Origin of the sequence: Acinetobacter sp. NIPH 2100 (assembly GCF_000369805.1) — a bacterium.
Classification (GTDB): domain Bacteria; phylum Pseudomonadota; class Gammaproteobacteria; order Pseudomonadales; family Moraxellaceae; genus Acinetobacter.
The window spans coordinates 2,763,939-2,782,742 of record NZ_KB850224.1; the positions used below are offsets into that span (position 1 = coordinate 2,763,939).

Genomic DNA, 18,804 nt, shown 5'->3' on the forward strand with positions numbered 1-18,804 from the left:
AGTCCCTATCGTCTAGAGGCCTAGGACATCGCCCTTTCACGGCGGTAACCGGGGTTCGAATCCCCGTAGGGACGCCAAATTCTAAAAAGCCACTGCATCGTTTAGACAGTGGCTTTTTTATTTAATTAAAATATTTCCTATAACAATCAAAGTGTTTTTTGTTCATTTGATTCAGTTTCAAAAATAAAGGCCTCTGAGACCAGACTAGTTTTATCTGGTGTTTCAGATTCAATTGTTGTGGTTTCTATACAAATTATTCCAAAATCTTTTTTAACTTGATCGATATCTGGTGTTCTTTGATAGCGAATGATTCGATGTCCTGCTTCAATGATTAAACCATCTCTATCAGCATCTTTATCTTCTTTCCCTTTATGAGATGAGTCATCAAGTTCAACAATAGCCACAATATTGAACTGTTTATCTAATACAACAAAATCAGCAACTTTACGGTTAAATAAATTCCTAGTGGAATAACCTTGGGCTGTCATAAATGCACTAAACGAAACTTGTGCCAAAACAATATGCTCCGGTAATGCTTCTCTTAATCTCAAGAAAGTGGGTTGTTCATTCATGGTTAAAATACGTTTACCCTTAATCGGATTACGCGCAGCACCATTCTTTCCTTTCTTCGCATTTCCTAAAACTAAAACCGCAATGAAAAATATAACAATTAAAATAATTATCCACGTCATAAATATTCCCCTCAATAAAAAGAACATTTTAAATGTAATTATTAAAAGAATTCTACTACGACGTTATTGATTAAAAATAAAAAGGACTCCGAAGAGTCCTTAAAATATTATGCAGATTTACGTGAATTGACTCGACCTTTCACCACCGCTTTGATATTCCCTTTCGCATAGTTTAGGAATACCAACAAAGGTGATAATTTTGGATTTGGTTTTTTGCCTTGCCCAATCGCTTTGAACTGTGCTGCATACCAAATAATTTCCATAATCGCCATTTTATCTACAAATGGAATACCTGTTTTGATTTGATTCACAGCATAACGAACATCATGACCTGCAATTAGGCGTTCAGGTAAATCAACCTCAACCGCTAAAGGACGGGCAATCCCAATAAAATCACATGCGCCACTGGCCAAGGCTGCATTCATGCCCTCCACAGTCCTGAAACCACCTGTAACCATCAACTTACATGAAACATGTTGGCGAATTTTCTCTGCAAATTCCAGGAAATAAGCCTCACGTGCAATGGTACTGGCCTTACGTTTTTCTGCCTTCGCCCCTGCCATTGCTGGTGCTTCATAAGTTCCGCCAGAAATTTCAATAATATCAACACCAGCAGCATCAATCGCTTTAAAAACAGTAATCACATCTTCTTCAGTAATCCCGCCGCGTTGGAAGTCTGCAGAATTCAGTTTTACCGAAATAATGAAATTTTCAGATGTTACTGCACGCACAGCTTTATAGATTTCAAGCAAGAAGCGCATACGATTCTCGATTAAACCGCCCCATTGGTCTGCACGCTTATTGGTCAGTGGTGATAAAAATTGGCTGATCAAATAACCATGTGCACCATGGAATTGTACACCTTCAAAACCTGCTTTTTCACAAACTGCCGCAGCTGTTGCAAAACGTTGAATAATATCTAGGATTTCTTCATGCTGAAGTTCACGTGGCGTTCCAAACATTGCAGCCAGCATTGGGCTAAAAGGCACAGCCGAAGGCGCAACTGTTTCTTTATTTAGACCTTTTGGACATTGGCGACCAGGATGTGATAATTGAATCAATTGCACCATACCGTGTTTTTTACCCACAGCGGCCCATTGCTTTAATTTTTCCAAATCACGTTCAGTTTCAATCGCAACCACACCTGGCTCATTCTTGGCCCCAATGTTGACCATCACATTTCCAGTAATAGCACAACCTAAACCACCTTTAGCCCAAGCTTCATATAAACCAATCAGTAAATCATTCGGTTGACCTGCATCATTCGCAAGCGCTTCACTCATCGCCCCTTTGATAATACGATTTTTAAATGTGGTGTTCCGAATCTGGATATTGTCTGCAATCTGACTCATGGTCATCCTCTGCTACAATTAGAGTATTTGCTCTAATTTAATCTGATTATTGTTACTGTCAAGCGTTCTTCCGATGAACTGACAATAGCATATGTCAATTTAATTACAATGCTAATATTCACTCGCAGAAATCAACTGACAGGTATATTCCGTCTGAGGCTGGCTAAATAAAAGCGCTGTTGCTTGATATTCCAAGGCTTTGCCCTGATGCATCACCAGCACTTTTTGACACAGTGCTTTTATGACTTGTAAGTCATGACTGATAAACACATAACTCATCTGCTCTTGTTGCTGCAATCGACGCAATAACTGAATAATCGCCAATTGTGTTGTACGGTCTAAGGCAGAAGTCGGTTCGTCCAAAATGATCAACTTCGGTTTCAAAATCAATGCTCTTGCCAATGCAACCCTTTGTCGCTGTCCACCAGAAAGTTGATGTGGATATGTGTGTCTAATATCCACAGGTAATTCAACTTTTGCGAGAACTTCGGCAATTTCTACTTCGCATTGCTGTTTTGAAATGGAATGAAGGCTCAGCCCTTCTGCAATAATCTGTTCGACTGACAAGCGTGGATTTAAACTACCAAATGGGTCTTGGAATACAATTTGAATCTCACGACGTAATGGACGTAGCTGCTTTTGATCCAGTTGATTTATATCTTGCGCTTGAAAATAGATTTCACCTTCACTGGCGATTAGACGTGCAATAGCCAAAGCCAATGAAGATTTACCAGAACCACTTTCTCCCACAACCCCTAAGGCTTCACCTTGCATCAAACTCAAGCTCACCGATTCAGTCGCAATCTGATACGCAGTGACCCGATTCAACACACCATGTTTGATGGGATATTTAACGGTGACTTTGTTCAACTCAAGTAATGTTTCAGCCAGGGGTAAAACCAAGGCTTGTCCAAAATCATGATTAAGCAAACTTTGCGTATAAACCGACTGGGGACGTGCAAAAATTTCAGCGCTCGGCCCTTGTTCCTCAAGCTCACCTTGATTAAGCACCAATACATGGTCAGCATAACGTTTCACAAGATTGAGATCGTGACTGATGAAAATCATCGCCATCTTACGCTGCTGCTGTATGCTTTTTAATCGCTCCAAAATCTGTGCTTGCAATAGCACATCTAAAGCAGTGGTCGGCTCATCCGCGATTAGAATATCGGGTTCTAATGCCAATACCATTGCAATCAGAACACGTTGTCGCTGCCCGCCAGACAGTTCATGTGGATAGCATTTTAAAACGTGCTCAGCCTCTACCATTCCTACATCTTGCAACAAGGCCAATACTTTTTGCTGAATCTCAGTTTTAGCATCACCTTGCAGATAAAAACTCTCCCCAATTATTTTTTCAACTGAATGTAGCGGGTTTAATGCAGTCAGAGGCTCCTGAAAAATCATGGCAATGCGTTTGCCGCGAATGCGCTGCAATTTCGGCTGATCCAAAGCCAAAAGATTCAGGCCTTCTAGCTCAATCTTACCCTGCACTTTTAGATTGTCAGGTAATAAACCTAGCAGAGCCAAAGCACTCATCGACTTACCCGAACCACTTTCGCCTACAAGCGCAACAGTCTGTTCAGGATATAAGTCAAAGCTCAAATCTTTAACTAGGCTTTGTCCTGTTTCATTGTCGATACTGAGTTGCTGAACTTTCAATAAAGGTGTTTGCTGAATCTTGTTATCGTCTTGGGTCAAATGCATCACGTGCGGCCTCCCCAATATAAATCAATAAAGAAAGAACGATCGCCAAAGTAAAAAAACCAGACAGCACAAGCCACGGCGCATCTAGATTATTTTTACCCTGTAATAATAATTCTCCCAATGACGCAGCATCAGGCGGCAAACCATAGCCTAAAAAGTCCAGTGCGGTAAGTGCAATAATATTTGCGGTCAACATAAATGGAATTTGCGACAGGCTTGAGCTGGTTGCATTTGGCAAAATATGCTTGAAGATAATTTTATGATCACTCACGCCCAAAGCTTGGGCAGCTCTAACATAATCAAAGTTTCGGGCACGTAAAAATTCGGCACGTACCAAACCCACGAGCTCAGTCCAACCAAACAGCAACATGATTAAAAATAGCCAATACACACTCGGACTGAACATGCTGACTAAAATCATCACGATGAGCAACATCGGTAAACCGCCCCATACCTCTAAAATACGTTGTCCGATCAAATCAACCCAGCCACCATAATAGCCCTGTATTGCCCCAACAATGATGCCTAGCACAGCAGAACACAGTGTTAAGGCAAAACCAAATAACAGGGAAATCCGCAGACCATACAGGATTCGGGCAAAGACATCGCGACCTTGATCATCAGTGCCTAACCAATTTTGTGGGCTTGGTGCTGAAGGAACAGGTACAGCCAATGTGAGATTTGGGGTTTGATAAGAAAAAGCCACGGGGGGTGAAATCATCCACCCGTGATGCTGAATCAATTGTTTTACTGCTGGATCTTGATAATCTGTCGCTGTTTCAAACTGGCCACCAAAAGTCGTTTCTGGATAATCTTTTAAAACGGGGAAATACAATGCATGCTGATAACGAACCAGCAACGGCTTATCATTGGCAATCAATTCTGCAAACAACGACAAAACAAAAATAGCAAAAAAAACAATCAGGCAACTGAAACCCAGTTTATTTTGCTTAAAACGTTCAAAGCGTGCGCGCATCAAAGGTGACATCATTTTCCACCTCTGGATTCAAAATCAATACGAGGGTCAATCACTTGATACAGCAGATCACCGATTAAGCGTAGCATCATGCCAAATAAGGTAAATAAAAATAAGGTGCCAAAAATAACAGGATAATCACGCTGGCTAATGGCCTCAAAACCTAATAAGCCAATGCCATCTAAATTAAAAATGATCTCGATAAATAAATTGCCAACAAAGAAAATGCCAACCAGTGCTTCTGGTAAAGCCGCAACAACCACTAAAATCGCATTACGAAAAACATGTCCATAGAGTATCTGATTGTCATTTAATCCTTTACTGCGAGCAGTCAGCACATAGGGCTTTTGTAGTTCTTCAACAAATGAATACTTCGTCAGATAAGTCAACGCTGCAAAGCTACCGAGCACCATGCTTATGATTGGCAAACACATGTGCCAAAGATAATCTTTGACTTTGCCAAGCAAACTGAGCTGTGCAAAGTTCTCAGACACCAGCCCCTGTAAAGGAAACCATTGTAAATAACTGCCACCAGCAAAGAAAACAATCAATACAATTGCAAAAACAAAAGATGGAATGGCATAGCTCACCGCCAGCAATAAGGATGTGGACTGATCAAACAGCAAGCCTTTATTTTTGGCTTTTTTAATCCCAAGCGGTATTGCAATCAAATAAATGAGAAAAGTACTCCACAGCCCCAAAGACAAGGTCACAGGGAGCTTTTCGTACAAGAGTTGAGTAACAGGTTTATCTTTGAAAAAACTGGTGCCAAAATCAAGGCTCAAATAGCCTTTCAACATCAACCAAAAACGTTGGTGTGCAGGGCGATCAAAACCATACTGTACTTTGATCTTTTCAATCATCTCAGGACTTATACCACGTGCGCCTTCATACTGCGCCAATGTACTCAGACTAGACTGTGTACTATTTCCTGCCCCCAAACCTTGGGCATTTTGGATCTGTTGCATGGCCTGTTCCACAGGCCCACCTGGTGCAATTTGCACAATGCAAAAATTAATCAATAAAATGAAAAATAATGTCGGGATCATCAATAACATTCTTTTTAGAATATAGTGAACCATTGAAGTCGAACCCTTATTAATTTATTTACTAAGTTTTTATAAAATCTAACATGAGATAAAATACGCGGAAACGTCATCCACAACCTGCGTGTTTTAAACAAGATAATGTTTTTGCGAAATAATAAAAGAGGTCCAATAAGTAAACAGGTTTTGTGGATGACAATGCCTTTGGTTACTTTGGGCAAAACCAAAGTAACTCCAGCTGAAAGCTTATCTTGAAATTAAGATGAGAACTCGGTAAGACCCCGTTATATTAATCTAACGACTTCATCAAACGCTAGTCAAAACCATTCTAATTAATGCTTTTGTATAGACTGCTCCTGTTTCTTAGACTTATCTGCATCCACCCACCAATATTCCCAGCCCACAGAAAGCTTGGGCTTGATTTGAGGCTGTTGATAAATATCCCAATAGGCAAACCAGCGCTCTGGCTTGCCATAAGTCAAGATTTGATAATAACCCGCACGCAATAACCGATCGAGTGCACGGGTATATAACACCACCTCTTCACGGCTTTTGGCCGCCACAATTTTCTCTATCATCTGATCAATTGCAGGACTCTTGATCCCCGAATAGTTATAATTCCCCGCCTCATCTGCTGCTGCGCTGCCCCAAAACTGAGCTTGTTCCTTGCCAGGTGTTAAGGTCTGCGGCAATTTCAGTACCATCATATCAAAATCTTGATGGCGAATCCGTTCCATATACTGTGGTACATCGACCTGTCTGAGCTGAACTTGAATCCCCAAACGATTCAAATTGCGAACAAACGGCATCAGTTCACGTTGTGGATTCTCTTGTTGCATCAACAGTTCAATTTGAATAACTTTGCCTGCATGATTATACAATTTACCGTTACGAACCACATAGCCAGCATCTTTCAAGATTTTTTGTGCCGTCAATAAATTCTGTCGATTAAAACCACTGGCATCAGAAACGGGGTAATGCCAATCGGCTAAAATGCCTTGTTGCATAATCGGATGCAGTTGCCGCAAATATGGCTTTAACACCTTGAGTTCTGCGGCACTGGGTCGACCAGTTGCAGCTAAATCAGTATTATCAAAATAACTTTGTAAACGTCGATTTTTATTAAAAAATAAGGCTTTATTCTGCCATTCAAAATCATAAGCATAGGTCAATGCCTGACGTAGATGAATATCATTGAGTGGCGAACGGCGAATATTAAACACCAGACTTTGAATATCAAGCGGAGTTCCCAACCGCGCTTTATACTTTTTGACTAAACCAGCTTGTGCTGCTGGAAAGTTATAAGCTGTGACCCAATTACGAATATTTTTTTCTTCATATAAATTGAATTGCCGCGATTTAAACCCTTCAAAACTCACATCCAAATTTCGATAATACACATACTTCAGTCGATCAAAATTATAGCGACCTTTATTCACAGGCAAATCTTTGGCCCAATAGCTTGGACTACGTTTATAAGTAATACTACGCCCTGCATCGATGCGATCGACCACATAAGGGCCTGAACCTACTATCGGTTGAAGGGTCACACGGCTGAAATCTTTATTTTTCCAATCCAATTTCGAATAGATCGGCAGGCTTGCCACAATCAATGGCATTTCCACATTATTGTTGGATTTAAAAATAAATTTAATTTGATGCTTCGATAACACTTCGGTTTTAGCCAGATCTGACAAATACATTTGAAAGCCTAAATTGGCTTTGGTCTGATAAGTGTCGAAGGTAAACTTGACATCTTCTGCCGTCAAAGGCTGACCGTTATTAAATTTCGCCTGTGGGTTTAAATGAAAAATAACGGATTGCAGATGATCTGGATCATAACTGACTTTTTCAGCAAGCAGAGGATACATGACACGCGGTTCATCCAGTGAACGATCCATCAAACTATCAAACAGATAGTTCACACCTTCCGTTGAACTGCCCTTGCCATTCATGCTGTTTAAATTATCAAATGTACCCAAACTGGATTGGCTCAGTGTACCGCCCTTCGGTGCATTTGCATTGGCATAAGGCATTGCTTTGAGCTGAGTATATTTCGGCTGCACATGCATCGCCAAATACGGCGTGGTTTGCATGGCAGCAAATGAAAGCTGAGCAAAAAGGCTTAGTCCAGCATATAGACTAAGCCTTTGGATTGAATTTAAATGAATCATTTACAATTACAGGTTAGGTACTTTAATCACATCACCGATACGTAACTGGGTGCTTGGCGTTAAATCATTCATTTCCGCGAGCGCACCAGTATCTAAGCCATAGCGACTTGCCAAACCAATCAGCGTATCACCACGTTTTACTTTGTATTCACTCACTGTTTTAGGAACAGAAATGCTTTGACCGCGTTGCAGACTTGCATTGGCTTTTAGATCATTTAACTCAGCCAATTCACGTCCAGACATTCCAAAACGATTGGCAATACTGTTCAAAGACTCGCCCGCTTTGACCGCATACTTCTCGGTATTGCGACTCGGAGCTGATGCTTTTGGTGTTGATCTACTGTTCTCTACTTTTGCTGTTTCAGCCTTAGGTAAGTCACCTGTCAATTTGAGCTTTTGACCAATACGGACACTACTGCCACGTGTTAAACCATTTAAACCTGCAACATAATCGAGCTGTAAATTATGACGGCTGGCGATATTGCCTAAGGTATCTCCAGACTTAACGGTATAAATATCTGGCGTAGTTTCTTCTCTCGATTTACTCGTATTGCTTGCAGTGGTTTTTGCAGGTGCATCACCCGTCAATTTCAAACGCTGCCCAACACGGACTCCCGATGTACGTTCCAAACCATTTAGATCGGCAATATAGCTGAGTTGAAGATTGTACTTGGCTGCAATCGCATTCAAGCTATCCCCCGACTGCACTACATAACTGTCAGGTACAGTCGAACCTGCTGGAATCTTTAAGCTCTGACCTAAACGCACACCGCTGTTTGACTTCAAGTTATTCAGTTCAGCCAATTCACTCAAGCTAATCTTTGACTTGGTTGCAATACTCGATAAGGTATCACCACGCTGTACGCTATAACTTTCAGTTTTATAGCTGGTCGATGCACTTACATTTTCGTATTTTGTACTGCTTTTAGTCGGCTCGGGTGTTTCCTGAGTCTGAGAAACCTCATGTAATGGCACATTGATTTTTTGTCCTACGAATAAGCTACTGCTAGCCGTTAAACCAGAAGTTAAATCCGCCAATTCCTGATTGGACAATGCATAACGATCAGCAATCAGCTTTAAATATTCGCCACGCTTTACCGTATAAGATTTAGTGGCAACCTTTTGAGTTGAAGTTGCCTTACTGTCAGTCACACGTGCTGTCTGCTGAGTGGTACGGCTATTATTCTTCGGTTCAATCAATGTCAGTTTTTGCCCAACAAATAAACCGTCAGTAACAGACAAATTATTATAATCCGCTAGCTGTTTTAGACTTAAATCAAAGCGTGAAGCCAAGTTAGTCAAACTATCGCCAGACTGTACCACATAGCTCTCTGGCTTTTCAGCAGCTTTCGGTGCTTCTGGTTTAGCATCATATAGATATAAGCTAGCGCCCACGAACAATGTGCCATTTGGATCAATCTGGTTCCACTTGGCAACATCACGCCAGTTCACGCCATTTTTTTGCGCAATCACCGCTAAAGTATCGCCAGGCTGTACCACATAGGTACTGCGCTTTCCTTTTGGTGCAACAACCACAACATCGGTATCCGTTTTAATATATGGCTTACCTTGGTTGCGTTTGGCATCTTCACTGTTTGCAGTAGCAGTATCTTCAACCAAGTTTTTTGGATAAGAGAAACCGCGGCTGACCTCTTGACCTTTTTCATCAGCAACCGATTGACTGGTTTGAATTGCCGTCAATTTAATTTTGCCATCGAATGGATCAACAATTTCTGTGCCTTTTGGTGCAATCGCCTTAATTTCTGCAACAACCTGATCTTTCTCAGCTTGAGTCGCTTGTGGCTCTAAAACTTGTGCAACCGTTTCTTTTTTACCTTCTACTTTGATTGCAGCGGTAATTTGCTCACGTTCTTTAGATGAAATCGGTGGCTCAATTTTTACTGGTTTAACATTTGCAGCAGGCGTAATCGCAACAGGGATACGTGGTGCACTTGGTACATCTGCTCCCGCAGCAAATGAAGCCAATGCATCTGAACCTCTAGGCGTATTGACTTTGCTGGTACTGATTGATGAGGTTGGGCGTGTTGTATTACTTGCCGTTAAATTGGGTGGTGTTGCAGTCGATGTTGTAATACTTTGCCCACTGTTGGTGGTAGTACGAATCGTCGTTGAACTACTCAAGGGATTATTATTCATCGCAGGTGGGGTTTTATTGCTCGCCCAGAATCCACCAGAACTGGCTTTACCAGAACGTAATTTTGCATCAATCGAAGGACTTAAATCTGCTGGAATCAAAATCCGCATTGGACTCATTGGATCAACACTTTCACCACGGTATGCAGGGTTCAATGCATACAGTTCAGCGCGACTTAAACCTGTAATAGATGAAATCTGGTTGAGTTCCATAGGTCCAGATAAACTGACTTCACGAAAGTGAGGTCGGTTGGCAATTGGCGGTAAACTCACGCCATAATTGCCTGGGTTTTTAATAATTTGCGCGACGGCCAAGAAACGTGGAACATAGTTCATGGTTTCTTGTGGAAGTTTCAATGACCAGTAATCTGTGGGTAACCCTGCTGCACGGTTACGGTTAATCGCCTGTTGAATACGACCCGGTCCCGCATTATACGCAGCTAAGGCAAGTTCCCATGAACCAAACTGGTTATATAAGCTACCAAAAAACTCATACGCAGCACGAGTCGACTCGACGACATCACGACGACCATCATAGAGACTGGTCTGCTGCAAACCATAAATACGTCCTGTACTTGGAATGAACTGCCATAAACCTGCTGCTGCTGCACTACTGGTCGCTGCTGGGTCATAAGAGCTTTCGATAATCGGCAGTAATGCCAATTCTGTCGGCATACCACGGCGTTCAGCTTCTTTTACAGTGTGGTATAAATAACGGCTGGCACGTGCACTTAAACGATCTAAATAAGGTTGGCGAGAAATAAACCAGCTACGTTGTGCTTCAATACGAGAATCCCAATGGTTCAAATCCATCTTGAATCCAACCGTCATTCGTTTCCACACATCACCGTGTTTCAGAACCAATAAACGATCACCTTCCACCGCACGCATATCTGTTGCGGAGAGTAAGTCTTCAAGTGAGTCTAAACTACTTGCATCCAGATAACCTGAACCAACTTGCTTTGAAGATGAAGTTTTACTTGATTGAGGTGTTGAAGAACAACCTGTGGTGATTCCCAACGCAACGAGAGCAGAAGTGAGTACAGTAATTTTGAATAATGATGTTGCAGATGTTTGCGACACCAATGTGCTCGATTTATACATAAAAACTTCCAGTCAACTCACGCTAGTTTATTTCTTAAGTAGGGTCTATTGATATTTAAACATGCATTGCGTTATAGACGCATACGACTCAAACAAGGCATAGGGCAAAGACAATGGCCTCCCCTTGTCAAATTTCACAACCAAGTTTGGGGAAGTTTTAGCCACAATCAGAGCGAACAGCAAAGCACTGCTTTGAGCGCGACACAAAATTCTTCTGTCATTTGCGCAACGTCAACAGACCTTAGCCATTGTAGTAAAGCATGTCACTTAGACAAGGCAATAATTTAACGTGATTTGCATGGAAATGTTACAAGAAATTAAAAAAGATGAGTTTTGTAACGTTCAGAAGCCAAATTTAGCTTTACAATAGCTGTTATTGCCATGGGGATGCTAAAATTCCTAACTCACTTTAGCTCAAGTAAAAGTCTTGTTCTTTTGTTATATGCTTAAGTAACACTTGAATATTGACCATCCTTTGCTGCGATTAAAAATATTCAATTTCTTATTCTGCTTATTGTTCAGGTTCAAATATGTCACAAACAATCACACTTTACATTGATGGCGCATGCAAAGGTAACCCAGGTCTTGGGGGTTGGGGTGCGTATGTCATTACCGAACAAGGTGAACATAAGCTGTTTGGTGGTGAACCTGAAACAACCAATAACCGCATGGAACTCCAAGCCGCAATCGAAGGTGTCTCTTTTTGCCCTATCGATGCCCGTTTAATTATTTGGACAGACTCCAATTATGTAAAACAAGGCATTACTGAGTGGATTCACGGTTGGAAAAAGAAAAACTGGAAAGATGTTAAAAACCCTGATTTATGGCAAAAACTCGATGCTGTCTGTGCCAACCGTGAGATTGAATGGCACTGGATTAAAGGCCACGCTGGACATGCAGGTAACGAAATGGCAGACCAATTGGCGAATTTGGGTGCAGAACAAACGGCTCAACAACTCAAATCTTCGACACAGGCTAACGCTGATACAAAAAAGCCTGAATCCGATTGGCTCTTAAATGACCCTTTCGGATTAGATCTTGATGTTGATACAGACGAAATGATTGAAGAATCAGAACCTGAAGAAATCATGGATAATATGGACGAAAATGCAGTATCGGCTGAAGTAGTAACAGCAGCTTCGCCAACAAATCAGCACCCGAACATTGTCATTACTGAAGCCAAAGTACATCTTCAAGGCCCTCGCCAGCTCATTCTCGATACGGAAACTACAGGTTTTTATTACCAAGACGGCGACCGTATTATTGAAGTCGGTGCGATCGAAATGATCAACCGCAAGCTCACGGGCAGTTCAATTCATATCTATATCAATCCAGAAAAACCCGTCGGGGATTCTGAAAATGTGCATGGTATTAGCGATGACTTTTTAAAGGACAAACCGAAATACGCAGAAATTTCTGATGTTCTGTTTGACTACTTAAAGGGTGCTGAAATTATCGCGCATAACGCGACCTTCGATATGAACTTCTTGGATATGGAGTTCAAACGCACTGGATTGCTTCCGCTTTCAGAGGTCTGCGAAGTCACTGATACCTTGGCACTGGCTAAAAATAAACACCCTGGGCAAAAGAACTCATTGGATGCTCTGGTACGCCGTTATGAAATTCCAGCGCGAGATCGTACCTTCCATGGCGCCTTACTCGATGCTGAAATCTTAGCCGATGTTTACCTTGCGATGACGGGTGGGCAAGTCTCCTTTGATATGGATGCCCTTTCGCAAGCAGAACAAAATCAGAATAAATCGACCCGATCTCGTGTCCAAGTTGACTTAGCTGTGATTCAGCCTTCCGAACATGAATTAAATGAACATGAGACGTGGGTCAAACAATTCGAACAAAAACATGGAGAGCCTTGCCTTTTCGCAAAATAAATTTTCCAGTCAATGTAATTTTTTGTATTTCAAGCCTCTAAAGTTAAGTTATATTAACCTTTAAAGATTTAGGCCTCCTAAAAAAGGAGGTCCATGGATATAACAACTTAGGAAAGGTGTAGGTCATATGTCTTACCAAACCTCGATTCATTTCGACCCAACGGCATTATTAATAATAAAAAATGAAATCGACAATTCGATTAAATTGGTAGAAACAGCAGTCAATACCCTTGCCGAAGAACAAGCATTACCTTTCGGGATTGATGATGCACTCAACCAGTTTGAACAATGTACGCAAGTTCTCGCGTTAATTGATATGCCGCATTTATCACAAATTACGCAATACTCTGCTGAGCTGATGCGCAAAATCATGGCGCAACCGCAGCAAATTCAAACCAATGATGTGATTGCGCTCAGTGAAGGCACCACCATGCTGAAGCGTTATATCGAATTCATCTGTTTACGTGAAGTGAAAGTTCCTCAATTCCTGCTCGATACACTGAACCGTTTAGAAAAAGCGCTCGGCAAACCCCTGACCAAAGAAGGTCAAACGGTCCAGCCTTTGCTTGAGTTCATCACACCGAGTTTTAATTTGCCGCAAGCACCAAGCTTGGAACAATCACAATATATTCATCAGCTTTACAAATTGTGTTTAAACAAGCTCATTAAGCAATCAGAAACCCCACTTGATCTACAAGGGATCAAATTGGTGGGAGTTTATCTTGCAGGCTTAGCAACGGGTCAACCAAGCCAGCAATATTGGCAGTTGGTCAATGTCGGTTTAAGCCATATTGATGAGCTCTCAATTACTGAAGCACGCCTACGTACGCTGATTCAAATTGAAACCAATATCGGTAAATTTTTGGCTCAATCCACCAGCTTTAAAAACACCATTGCCGATCTTGCAGACATATTGTGTATCTGTATTAGCCAAGAAGATGATGTGTCACAACATATACGTGATCAACTCAATATTGGTGATGAGTTACTCAGTGATACGCAACTGCAAGTCTTGAGTCGTCATTTATATGGCCCAGACTATGAAACTGTGCATACCATTAGCCAGTTAATGACAGATGAGATGGCTCAAATCCGTAATGAAATTGAGTACAACCATCAAAACATGTCAGCAGAAAAGACGCAGGAACTGCAACAAAAATTACATCAACTCTCTAATGTCTTCAAAGTACTGAATTTAAATGAAGCAGCGCGAGAACTCACCCAACAAGCGGAAAAATTAAGCCAACCAAATACTTTAACGGATGCGACTTCGGTACAACAGTTAATGAACAGTATTTTGGCTTCAATGAATTCGATCGGGATTTTGGAACGCAATTACACATCTAGTCGTTTACAGCTACGTGTCAATAACATGCAAATCTCGCTTGATCGTTTAGATGAAGCGCATAAAGCCCTATTGACTGAAACGAAAACCCTGATTGATACTTTAACGCAAACTTTGAGTCTCTATGTGCAAGATCCTACAGCACATAGCTTAGAAGCATTGCCAGTGTATCTGAAAGAGCTGGCTGGTGCTGCCCTGTTCTTGGGGAGTTCGGCACAACAAACCGCTTTACTCGGCGCAGCTCACTTTGCTGAATCGCGCTTGGCACAAAACCAAGCGTTTGATGCAGAGCAGGTCAACTGTATCTTGAATGTAGTTGCAGGTTTAGATTTACTGGTTGAAAACTTGAAGAACAAGCAACCAGTATTGCAATCTATGTTTGATGTGGCATTATCGAACAGTCAGCAATTACAAACTCTAGCCGCATAATGACCCAACTATCACTTGCTTATATTTTTCAGCACCAAAAACTGTTAGTCGACCAAAACTTACAACTGCCACAGGTTGAAAAATTAGCAAGTGACCTGCCCATTCATCACAATGATCAGGTCATCGCACGTGATTTACTTGAAGATGAAGTGATTCCCGAAGGTTATCAACTCATTCCAATTCGGGAACTCATTCAAACTTGGTCAAGCAGTGACTTTTTACAAGCCAGTCGTGCAGTGCAGTTGCTCGAATGGCGACGTAACCACAAATTCTGTAGCCACTGTGGTCATGCAACTGAAATTCACCCGAAAGAATATGCAATGGTTTGCCCAAGTTGTGCTTACCATCAATACCCACGTGTGCAGCCTTGTATCATTACCATTATCACCAAAGGTAATGATGAGATTCTGCTTGCCAAATCAGCACATAACAAAAGTAATATGCATGGCTTGATTGCTGGTTTTGTCGAAGTGGGTGAAACATTGGAAGAAGCCGTGCAACGAGAAGCGTTTGAAGAAGTCGGGCTCAAACTTAAAAATATTCGTTATATGTCGAGCCAACCATGGCCTTTTCCAAGTAATTTAATGATTGCCTTCCATGCTGAATATGATTCAGGTGATATTCAGTTACAGCTCGAAGAAATCAGCGAAGCGGCATTTTTTAAGTTTGATCAACTCCCCGAAATTCCGTTTAAAGGCAGTATTGCCCATAGCATGATCATGCAAATTATTGACAATGCATAAACTAAGCTTGGTCCAAAGCATCTTAATCAGTCGAACTGTTTTACCTTTAAAATGCGTCCCATCAATCTGCATGTATATCTTCAATAATCGTTTTCATTTGCTGTGAATCAACTGACAAAGCGTCTGATAAATATTTTAAGGTACATCTAACTTTTTCATCAGACCATTGTCGGTAAAACATAATCCTTAATGCTTGCTGAATAACCCAATCACGTGCTTGTTTATCTAGAAAATCTGAAATATTCAATAGTTGTGAAGAAATTGAATCCAGCCCTCTGATAGAAACCATTTTGAGGGTCTGTTCAGCTAATTTTTGCTGTGCAAGTGGATAAGCGCTAAACAATTGTTGTATGACAGGATAAAGTACTTCTTCACATTGCCCTTCTTCATTACGAGCTAAAAAATGAAATAGATTTGCCAATGTTGCAGGTACCACTTCCTGAGGAAATGTCCCAGATTCGAGTGGTTGCGGCTGTAATGATAAAAAGTGAATGCTCTCCTTCTCGTGCATTAAACCCTCTGCCCAATTTTTTACATCGTTATTGTTATCCGTGTTCCCCACCATGTCCCCTCAACCTCTATTTGGAAGATAAAAATGTTTGCGGTCATGATTCTTCATTTCCATTTTCTGATTCTGGAACACGTTTAAACCATTGGATTTTTTATTGACCTTTAACTCAGATCGCACAAGCTTCATGTATTACTCCACATATTTTTGTACCTATTTTGGGTAATTCAGTCAATTTACCATAAATAGGTACAATGACAAGTAGCATTCATACCAAAGAAATGAACATTTTGTGCCATTGGCTTAAAAGTCAGCGCAAAATACAGAAATTAACCATGCGTGAATTAGCGACACGCATGGACAAACCCCATTCATATGTACAAAAGGTAGAGCAAGGTGAACGACGATTAGATGTGATCGAATATATTTGGTATTGCAATGCGTTAAACGTTGATCCACAAACTGGAATCCATCTTATTCTTGAAAATATACAATCTGCTGTTAAAAAAGAATCTTAGGAAAAGGAACAGTAGAACTTTACTAATACAAAACTAAAAGAAAAAAACCGACGTCTATTTGTTAGAAGTCGGTTTTTTTATTCATCATCTATGACTGATCGTCTAAGGATCTAAGGCTTCATCCAAGAAATGTAAGATGGTCCGCTTAGTTTTGAAATAATGACTCATCAAGCTCGCTAGTGTTGCGACAATGGTAATATGCCCTGTCTTTGGAATTACAGCGATATGACTGTGATTGCCTTTTTCTCTAAGCGCCTTATCCAGATCAAAACTATTCTCTTTGCCAACCAACTGATCTTGTTCAGCCATCAATAAATAATGCTTAATCTGATTCGGCTCAATAAAATAGTACGGCATCACTTGTTGGTACGACACTTTCTGATCAAAAGCATGTTCAGCTAGTGGATCACCTTTGTAATTAAAGTGATAAGGCCCGGCCATACCCACAATTGCTCTGATATTTTCTTTGTATTTAAAATTTTGTGAATAAGCAGAATACACCACAGACATCACATTAAATGCCCCCGCAGAGTGACCCATTAAAATGATATTGTCGGTCGAAATATTGAGCTTGGCTTGATTCTGGTTTAAATAATGAATGGCTTGAGCAATGTCATCAATAAAAGTTGGAAAAATATGCTCAGGCGCAAGATGGTAGTTAATCACTGCAACATCATAACCTTCACGGGCAAAGGTTTCCCCGATAAACAGATACTCACGTTTGTTGCCATGCTGCCAAGAACCGCCATGTACAAATATGATAAGCGGTCTTTGCTTTTTAGGGCTTTTAGTTCGATAAAGATCCAAACGCTGTCTTGCTTTCAATCCATAGGCAAGATGCTCTTCTTTTTCAAAGGTATCTTTTGGCGTAAGGTAATTGATCGAATAACTGGCAAAATCATAAAGGCGAAACTCCTGATAAAGAGTTTTCGCCTTTATTACATTTTCTTGTACTTGTTGAATAAGTTGCTTCATAAATTAAGGATTAGTTGGAGTAATGGTCGCAGGTTCCGCCTGATCAGGATCAATTGCAACAGGTGTCTCAACTAAAGGCTGTGTCGTCGCAGTACCCACCATTGGTGTTGCTGCTGTTGAACTAGCGACAGTGCCTGAAGCTTGATCCGTATTGTCAATGAGTGTCACAATTTTAGTCACATTTCCAACTTTTTGTAAGACGTCATCTAAATCTCTTGATTCAGCGGTATTTAAACGCCCCATCACATACAACACACCATTTTCAGTATGTACCAGAACTTTACTATCCGAAACAACGGGTGCTTTCATCAGCAAACCACGAGTATTCGCAGTTACCGTTGCATCTTGCATAATGGTGTTATAACCCACCTTATCGCCAACCGTAATGTAGTTATGTACGGCTTTAACATCAGACATTGAACGCAAGTTATCTTCAGCCAGTTGTTTTAAATAAGGATCAGGTACTTGCCCTGTCAATAAAATATTGCTGTGGAAGCTTTCAATGTTAATACGCGACTGTTTAAAACGATGATCTAATTTATACAAATTGATATTTGCAGTACGCTTGATTGAAGAATCAATAAAAATCTGCCCGAGACTACGCTCACCACTATTCGTACCAACAGGTGAACTTCCTGTGCCGCCAGAAATAAAACTCGCACACCCTGATAAACTTGCAGCGCAAAGCAACGTAATCGATAACCGTTTTAACACTTGGCAAGACTCCCTATCCACAAACAAATTTGTTCAATTTTCAATATTTAGCTTCCCTCTAGACTCATCAATCAATCTAAAGTAAATGCATGCTTAATCCATTGCTGATCATACTGCAATTTTGAAAAATCTGGTTGTACTGTTTTTGCAATTTTCTGTGGAAAATCAAAACAAATCACATCAAAACGACAATCAAAGTCATAATAATGTGGATATTTTTGTAAAAACAATTGAGCTGTCTTAATTATTTTACGTTGCTGAGTCAAGGAAATAACTTCACAAGCTTCAGCATAACTCCCTGCTGATCTGGCTTTGACTTCTACAAACACCAGTTCATTGTCCTTTTGAACAATTAAATCAATTTCACCATAACGTGAGTGATAGTTTCGATCTACATATAAATAGTGCTGAGACTGCAATAGCGCAAGAGCTGTTTGTTCAGCCCATTGCCCTAAGTCATGCTGTTGCTGTGACATAT

The 18,804-nt window shown here is 40.8% G+C and carries 15 protein-coding genes and 1 tRNA gene; 5 read left to right on the forward strand and 11 right to left on the reverse strand.

All coding sequences use genetic code 11. The annotated features are described in order from the left end of the window. Position 1 precedes the first annotated feature (1 nt). Positions 2-77: transfer RNA gene (locus F887_RS05165), tRNA-Glu, on the forward strand. A 69-nt stretch (positions 78-146) separates the two neighbouring features. On the opposite strand, the gene F887_RS05160 is transcribed toward F887_RS05165, so the two are convergent. The 7 genes from F887_RS05160 to F887_RS05130 all read right to left on the reverse strand — a co-directional run bounded on the left by F887_RS05160 (position 147) and on the right by F887_RS05130 (position 11,205). Continuing rightward, the gene (locus F887_RS05160) at positions 147-692 is read right to left on the reverse strand and encodes a DUF2726 domain-containing protein (RefSeq protein ID WP_005295829.1); all 546 of its coding nucleotides are present in this window, start codon (positions 690-692) and stop codon (positions 147-149) included. A 107-nt stretch (positions 693-799) separates the two neighbouring features. After that, positions 800-2,044, reverse strand: a complete 1,245-nt coding sequence (locus tag F887_RS05155; protein WP_005295831.1) for an NADH:flavin oxidoreductase/NADH oxidase family protein — start codon at positions 2,042-2,044, stop codon at positions 800-802. Positions 2,045-2,155: 111 nt separating this feature from the next. Beyond that, on the reverse strand, positions 2,156-3,751 hold the full coding sequence (locus tag F887_RS05150; RefSeq protein ID WP_005295833.1) for an ABC transporter ATP-binding protein: 1,596 nt from the start codon (positions 3,749-3,751) through the stop codon (positions 2,156-2,158). Beyond that, the gene (locus tag F887_RS05145; RefSeq protein ID WP_032862952.1) at positions 3,729-4,739 is read right to left on the reverse strand and encodes an ABC transporter permease; all 1,011 of its coding nucleotides are present in this window, start codon (positions 4,737-4,739) and stop codon (positions 3,729-3,731) included. Before F887_RS05145 ends, F887_RS05150 begins: the two co-directional genes overlap by 23 nt. After that, a complete protein-coding gene (locus tag F887_RS05140) occupies positions 4,739-5,809 on the reverse strand; it encodes a microcin C ABC transporter permease YejB (protein WP_005295837.1) in 1,071 nt (356 codons plus the stop codon). The genes F887_RS05145 and F887_RS05140 overlap by 1 nt, the downstream gene beginning before the upstream one ends. A 296-nt stretch (positions 5,810-6,105) precedes the next feature. Next, positions 6,106-7,947: an extracellular solute-binding protein gene (locus tag F887_RS05135; RefSeq protein WP_005295839.1), complete on the reverse strand. Its 1,842-nt coding sequence runs from the start codon at positions 7,945-7,947 to the stop codon at positions 6,106-6,108. A 6-nt stretch (positions 7,948-7,953) separates the two neighbouring features. Continuing rightward, on the reverse strand, positions 7,954-11,205 hold the full coding sequence (locus F887_RS05130) for a LysM peptidoglycan-binding domain-containing protein (RefSeq protein ID WP_005295841.1): 3,252 nt from the start codon (positions 11,203-11,205) through the stop codon (positions 7,954-7,956). A gap of 530 nt (positions 11,206-11,735) precedes the next feature. On the opposite strand from F887_RS05130, the gene dnaQ reads away from it, so the two are divergent. The 3 genes from dnaQ to nudC all read left to right on the forward strand — a co-directional run bounded on the left by dnaQ (position 11,736) and on the right by nudC (position 15,611). After that, positions 11,736-13,094, forward strand: a complete 1,359-nt coding sequence (dnaQ, locus tag F887_RS05125; RefSeq protein ID WP_005295843.1) for a DNA polymerase III subunit epsilon — start codon at positions 11,736-11,738, stop codon at positions 13,092-13,094. 127 nt (positions 13,095-13,221) lie between these two features. After that, complete coding sequence (locus F887_RS05120) at positions 13,222-14,868, forward strand: hypothetical protein (RefSeq protein WP_005295845.1); 1,647 nt, start codon at positions 13,222-13,224, stop codon at positions 14,866-14,868. Further along, a complete protein-coding gene (gene nudC / locus F887_RS05115; RefSeq protein ID WP_005295847.1) occupies positions 14,868-15,611 on the forward strand; it encodes an NAD(+) diphosphatase in 744 nt (247 codons plus the stop codon). Before F887_RS05120 ends, nudC begins: the two co-directional genes overlap by 1 nt. A 61-nt stretch (positions 15,612-15,672) precedes the next feature. On the opposite strand, the gene F887_RS05110 is transcribed toward nudC, so the two are convergent. Continuing rightward, entirely contained in the window at positions 15,673-16,176 is a 504-nt protein-coding gene (locus F887_RS05110) for a hypothetical protein (RefSeq protein WP_005295848.1), read from the reverse strand. Between the two features lie 197 nt (positions 16,177-16,373). Here F887_RS05110 and F887_RS05105 point away from each other — a divergent pair, with 197 nt between their 5' ends. Next, the gene (locus tag F887_RS05105; RefSeq protein WP_005295851.1) at positions 16,374-16,637 is read left to right on the forward strand and encodes a helix-turn-helix domain-containing protein; all 264 of its coding nucleotides are present in this window, start codon (positions 16,374-16,376) and stop codon (positions 16,635-16,637) included. A 102-nt stretch (positions 16,638-16,739) separates the two neighbouring features. Here F887_RS05105 and F887_RS05100 read toward each other — a convergent pair whose 3' ends face one another. From F887_RS05100 to F887_RS05090, 3 genes are all read right to left on the reverse strand, one after another. Beyond that, positions 16,740-17,612, reverse strand: a complete 873-nt coding sequence (locus F887_RS05100; RefSeq protein WP_005295854.1) for an alpha/beta hydrolase — start codon at positions 17,610-17,612, stop codon at positions 16,740-16,742. Between the two features lie 3 nt (positions 17,613-17,615). After that, positions 17,616-18,326, reverse strand: a complete 711-nt coding sequence (locus F887_RS05095) for a BON domain-containing protein (RefSeq protein ID WP_005295856.1) — start codon at positions 18,324-18,326, stop codon at positions 17,616-17,618. A 71-nt stretch (positions 18,327-18,397) separates the two neighbouring features. Further along, positions 18,398-18,802 carry a YraN family protein gene (locus tag F887_RS05090; protein ID WP_005295858.1) on the reverse strand — a complete coding sequence of 135 codons (405 nt, stop codon included), beginning with the start codon at positions 18,800-18,802 and terminating at the stop codon, positions 18,398-18,400. Positions 18,803-18,804: the final 2 nt, after the last annotated feature.

Bases quoted from the DNA above. Each gene is read 5' to 3' on its own strand.
- F887_RS05160 (WP_005295829.1), bottom strand. From the start codon at position 692: ATGACGTGGATAATTATTTTAATTGTTATATTTTTCATTGCGGTTTTA.
- F887_RS05155 (WP_005295831.1), bottom strand. From the start codon at position 2,044: ATGAGTCAGATTGCAGACAATATCCAGATTCGGAACACCACATTTAAA.
- F887_RS05150 (WP_005295833.1), bottom strand. From the start codon at position 3,751: ATGCATTTGACCCAAGACGATAACAAGATTCAGCAAACACCTTTATTG.
- F887_RS05145 (WP_032862952.1), bottom strand. From the start codon at position 4,739: ATGTCACCTTTGATGCGCGCACGCTTTGAACGTTTTAAGCAAAATAAA.
- F887_RS05140 (WP_005295837.1), bottom strand. From the start codon at position 5,809: ATGGTTCACTATATTCTAAAAAGAATGTTATTGATGATCCCGACATTA.
- F887_RS05135 (WP_005295839.1), bottom strand. From the start codon at position 7,947: ATGATTCATTTAAATTCAATCCAAAGGCTTAGTCTATATGCTGGACTA.
- F887_RS05130 (WP_005295841.1), bottom strand. From the start codon at position 11,205: ATGTATAAATCGAGCACATTGGTGTCGCAAACATCTGCAACATCATTA.
- dnaQ (WP_005295843.1), top strand. From the start codon at position 11,736: ATGTCACAAACAATCACACTTTACATTGATGGCGCATGCAAAGGTAAC.
- F887_RS05120 (WP_005295845.1), top strand. From the start codon at position 13,222: ATGTCTTACCAAACCTCGATTCATTTCGACCCAACGGCATTATTAATA.
- nudC (WP_005295847.1), top strand. From the start codon at position 14,868: ATGACCCAACTATCACTTGCTTATATTTTTCAGCACCAAAAACTGTTA.
- F887_RS05110 (WP_005295848.1), bottom strand. From the start codon at position 16,176: ATGGTGGGGAACACGGATAACAATAACGATGTAAAAAATTGGGCAGAG.
- F887_RS05105 (WP_005295851.1), top strand. From the start codon at position 16,374: ATGACAAGTAGCATTCATACCAAAGAAATGAACATTTTGTGCCATTGG.
- F887_RS05100 (WP_005295854.1), bottom strand. From the start codon at position 17,612: ATGAAGCAACTTATTCAACAAGTACAAGAAAATGTAATAAAGGCGAAA.
- F887_RS05090 (WP_005295858.1), bottom strand. From the start codon at position 18,802: ATGTCACAGCAACAGCATGACTTAGGGCAATGGGCTGAACAAACAGCT.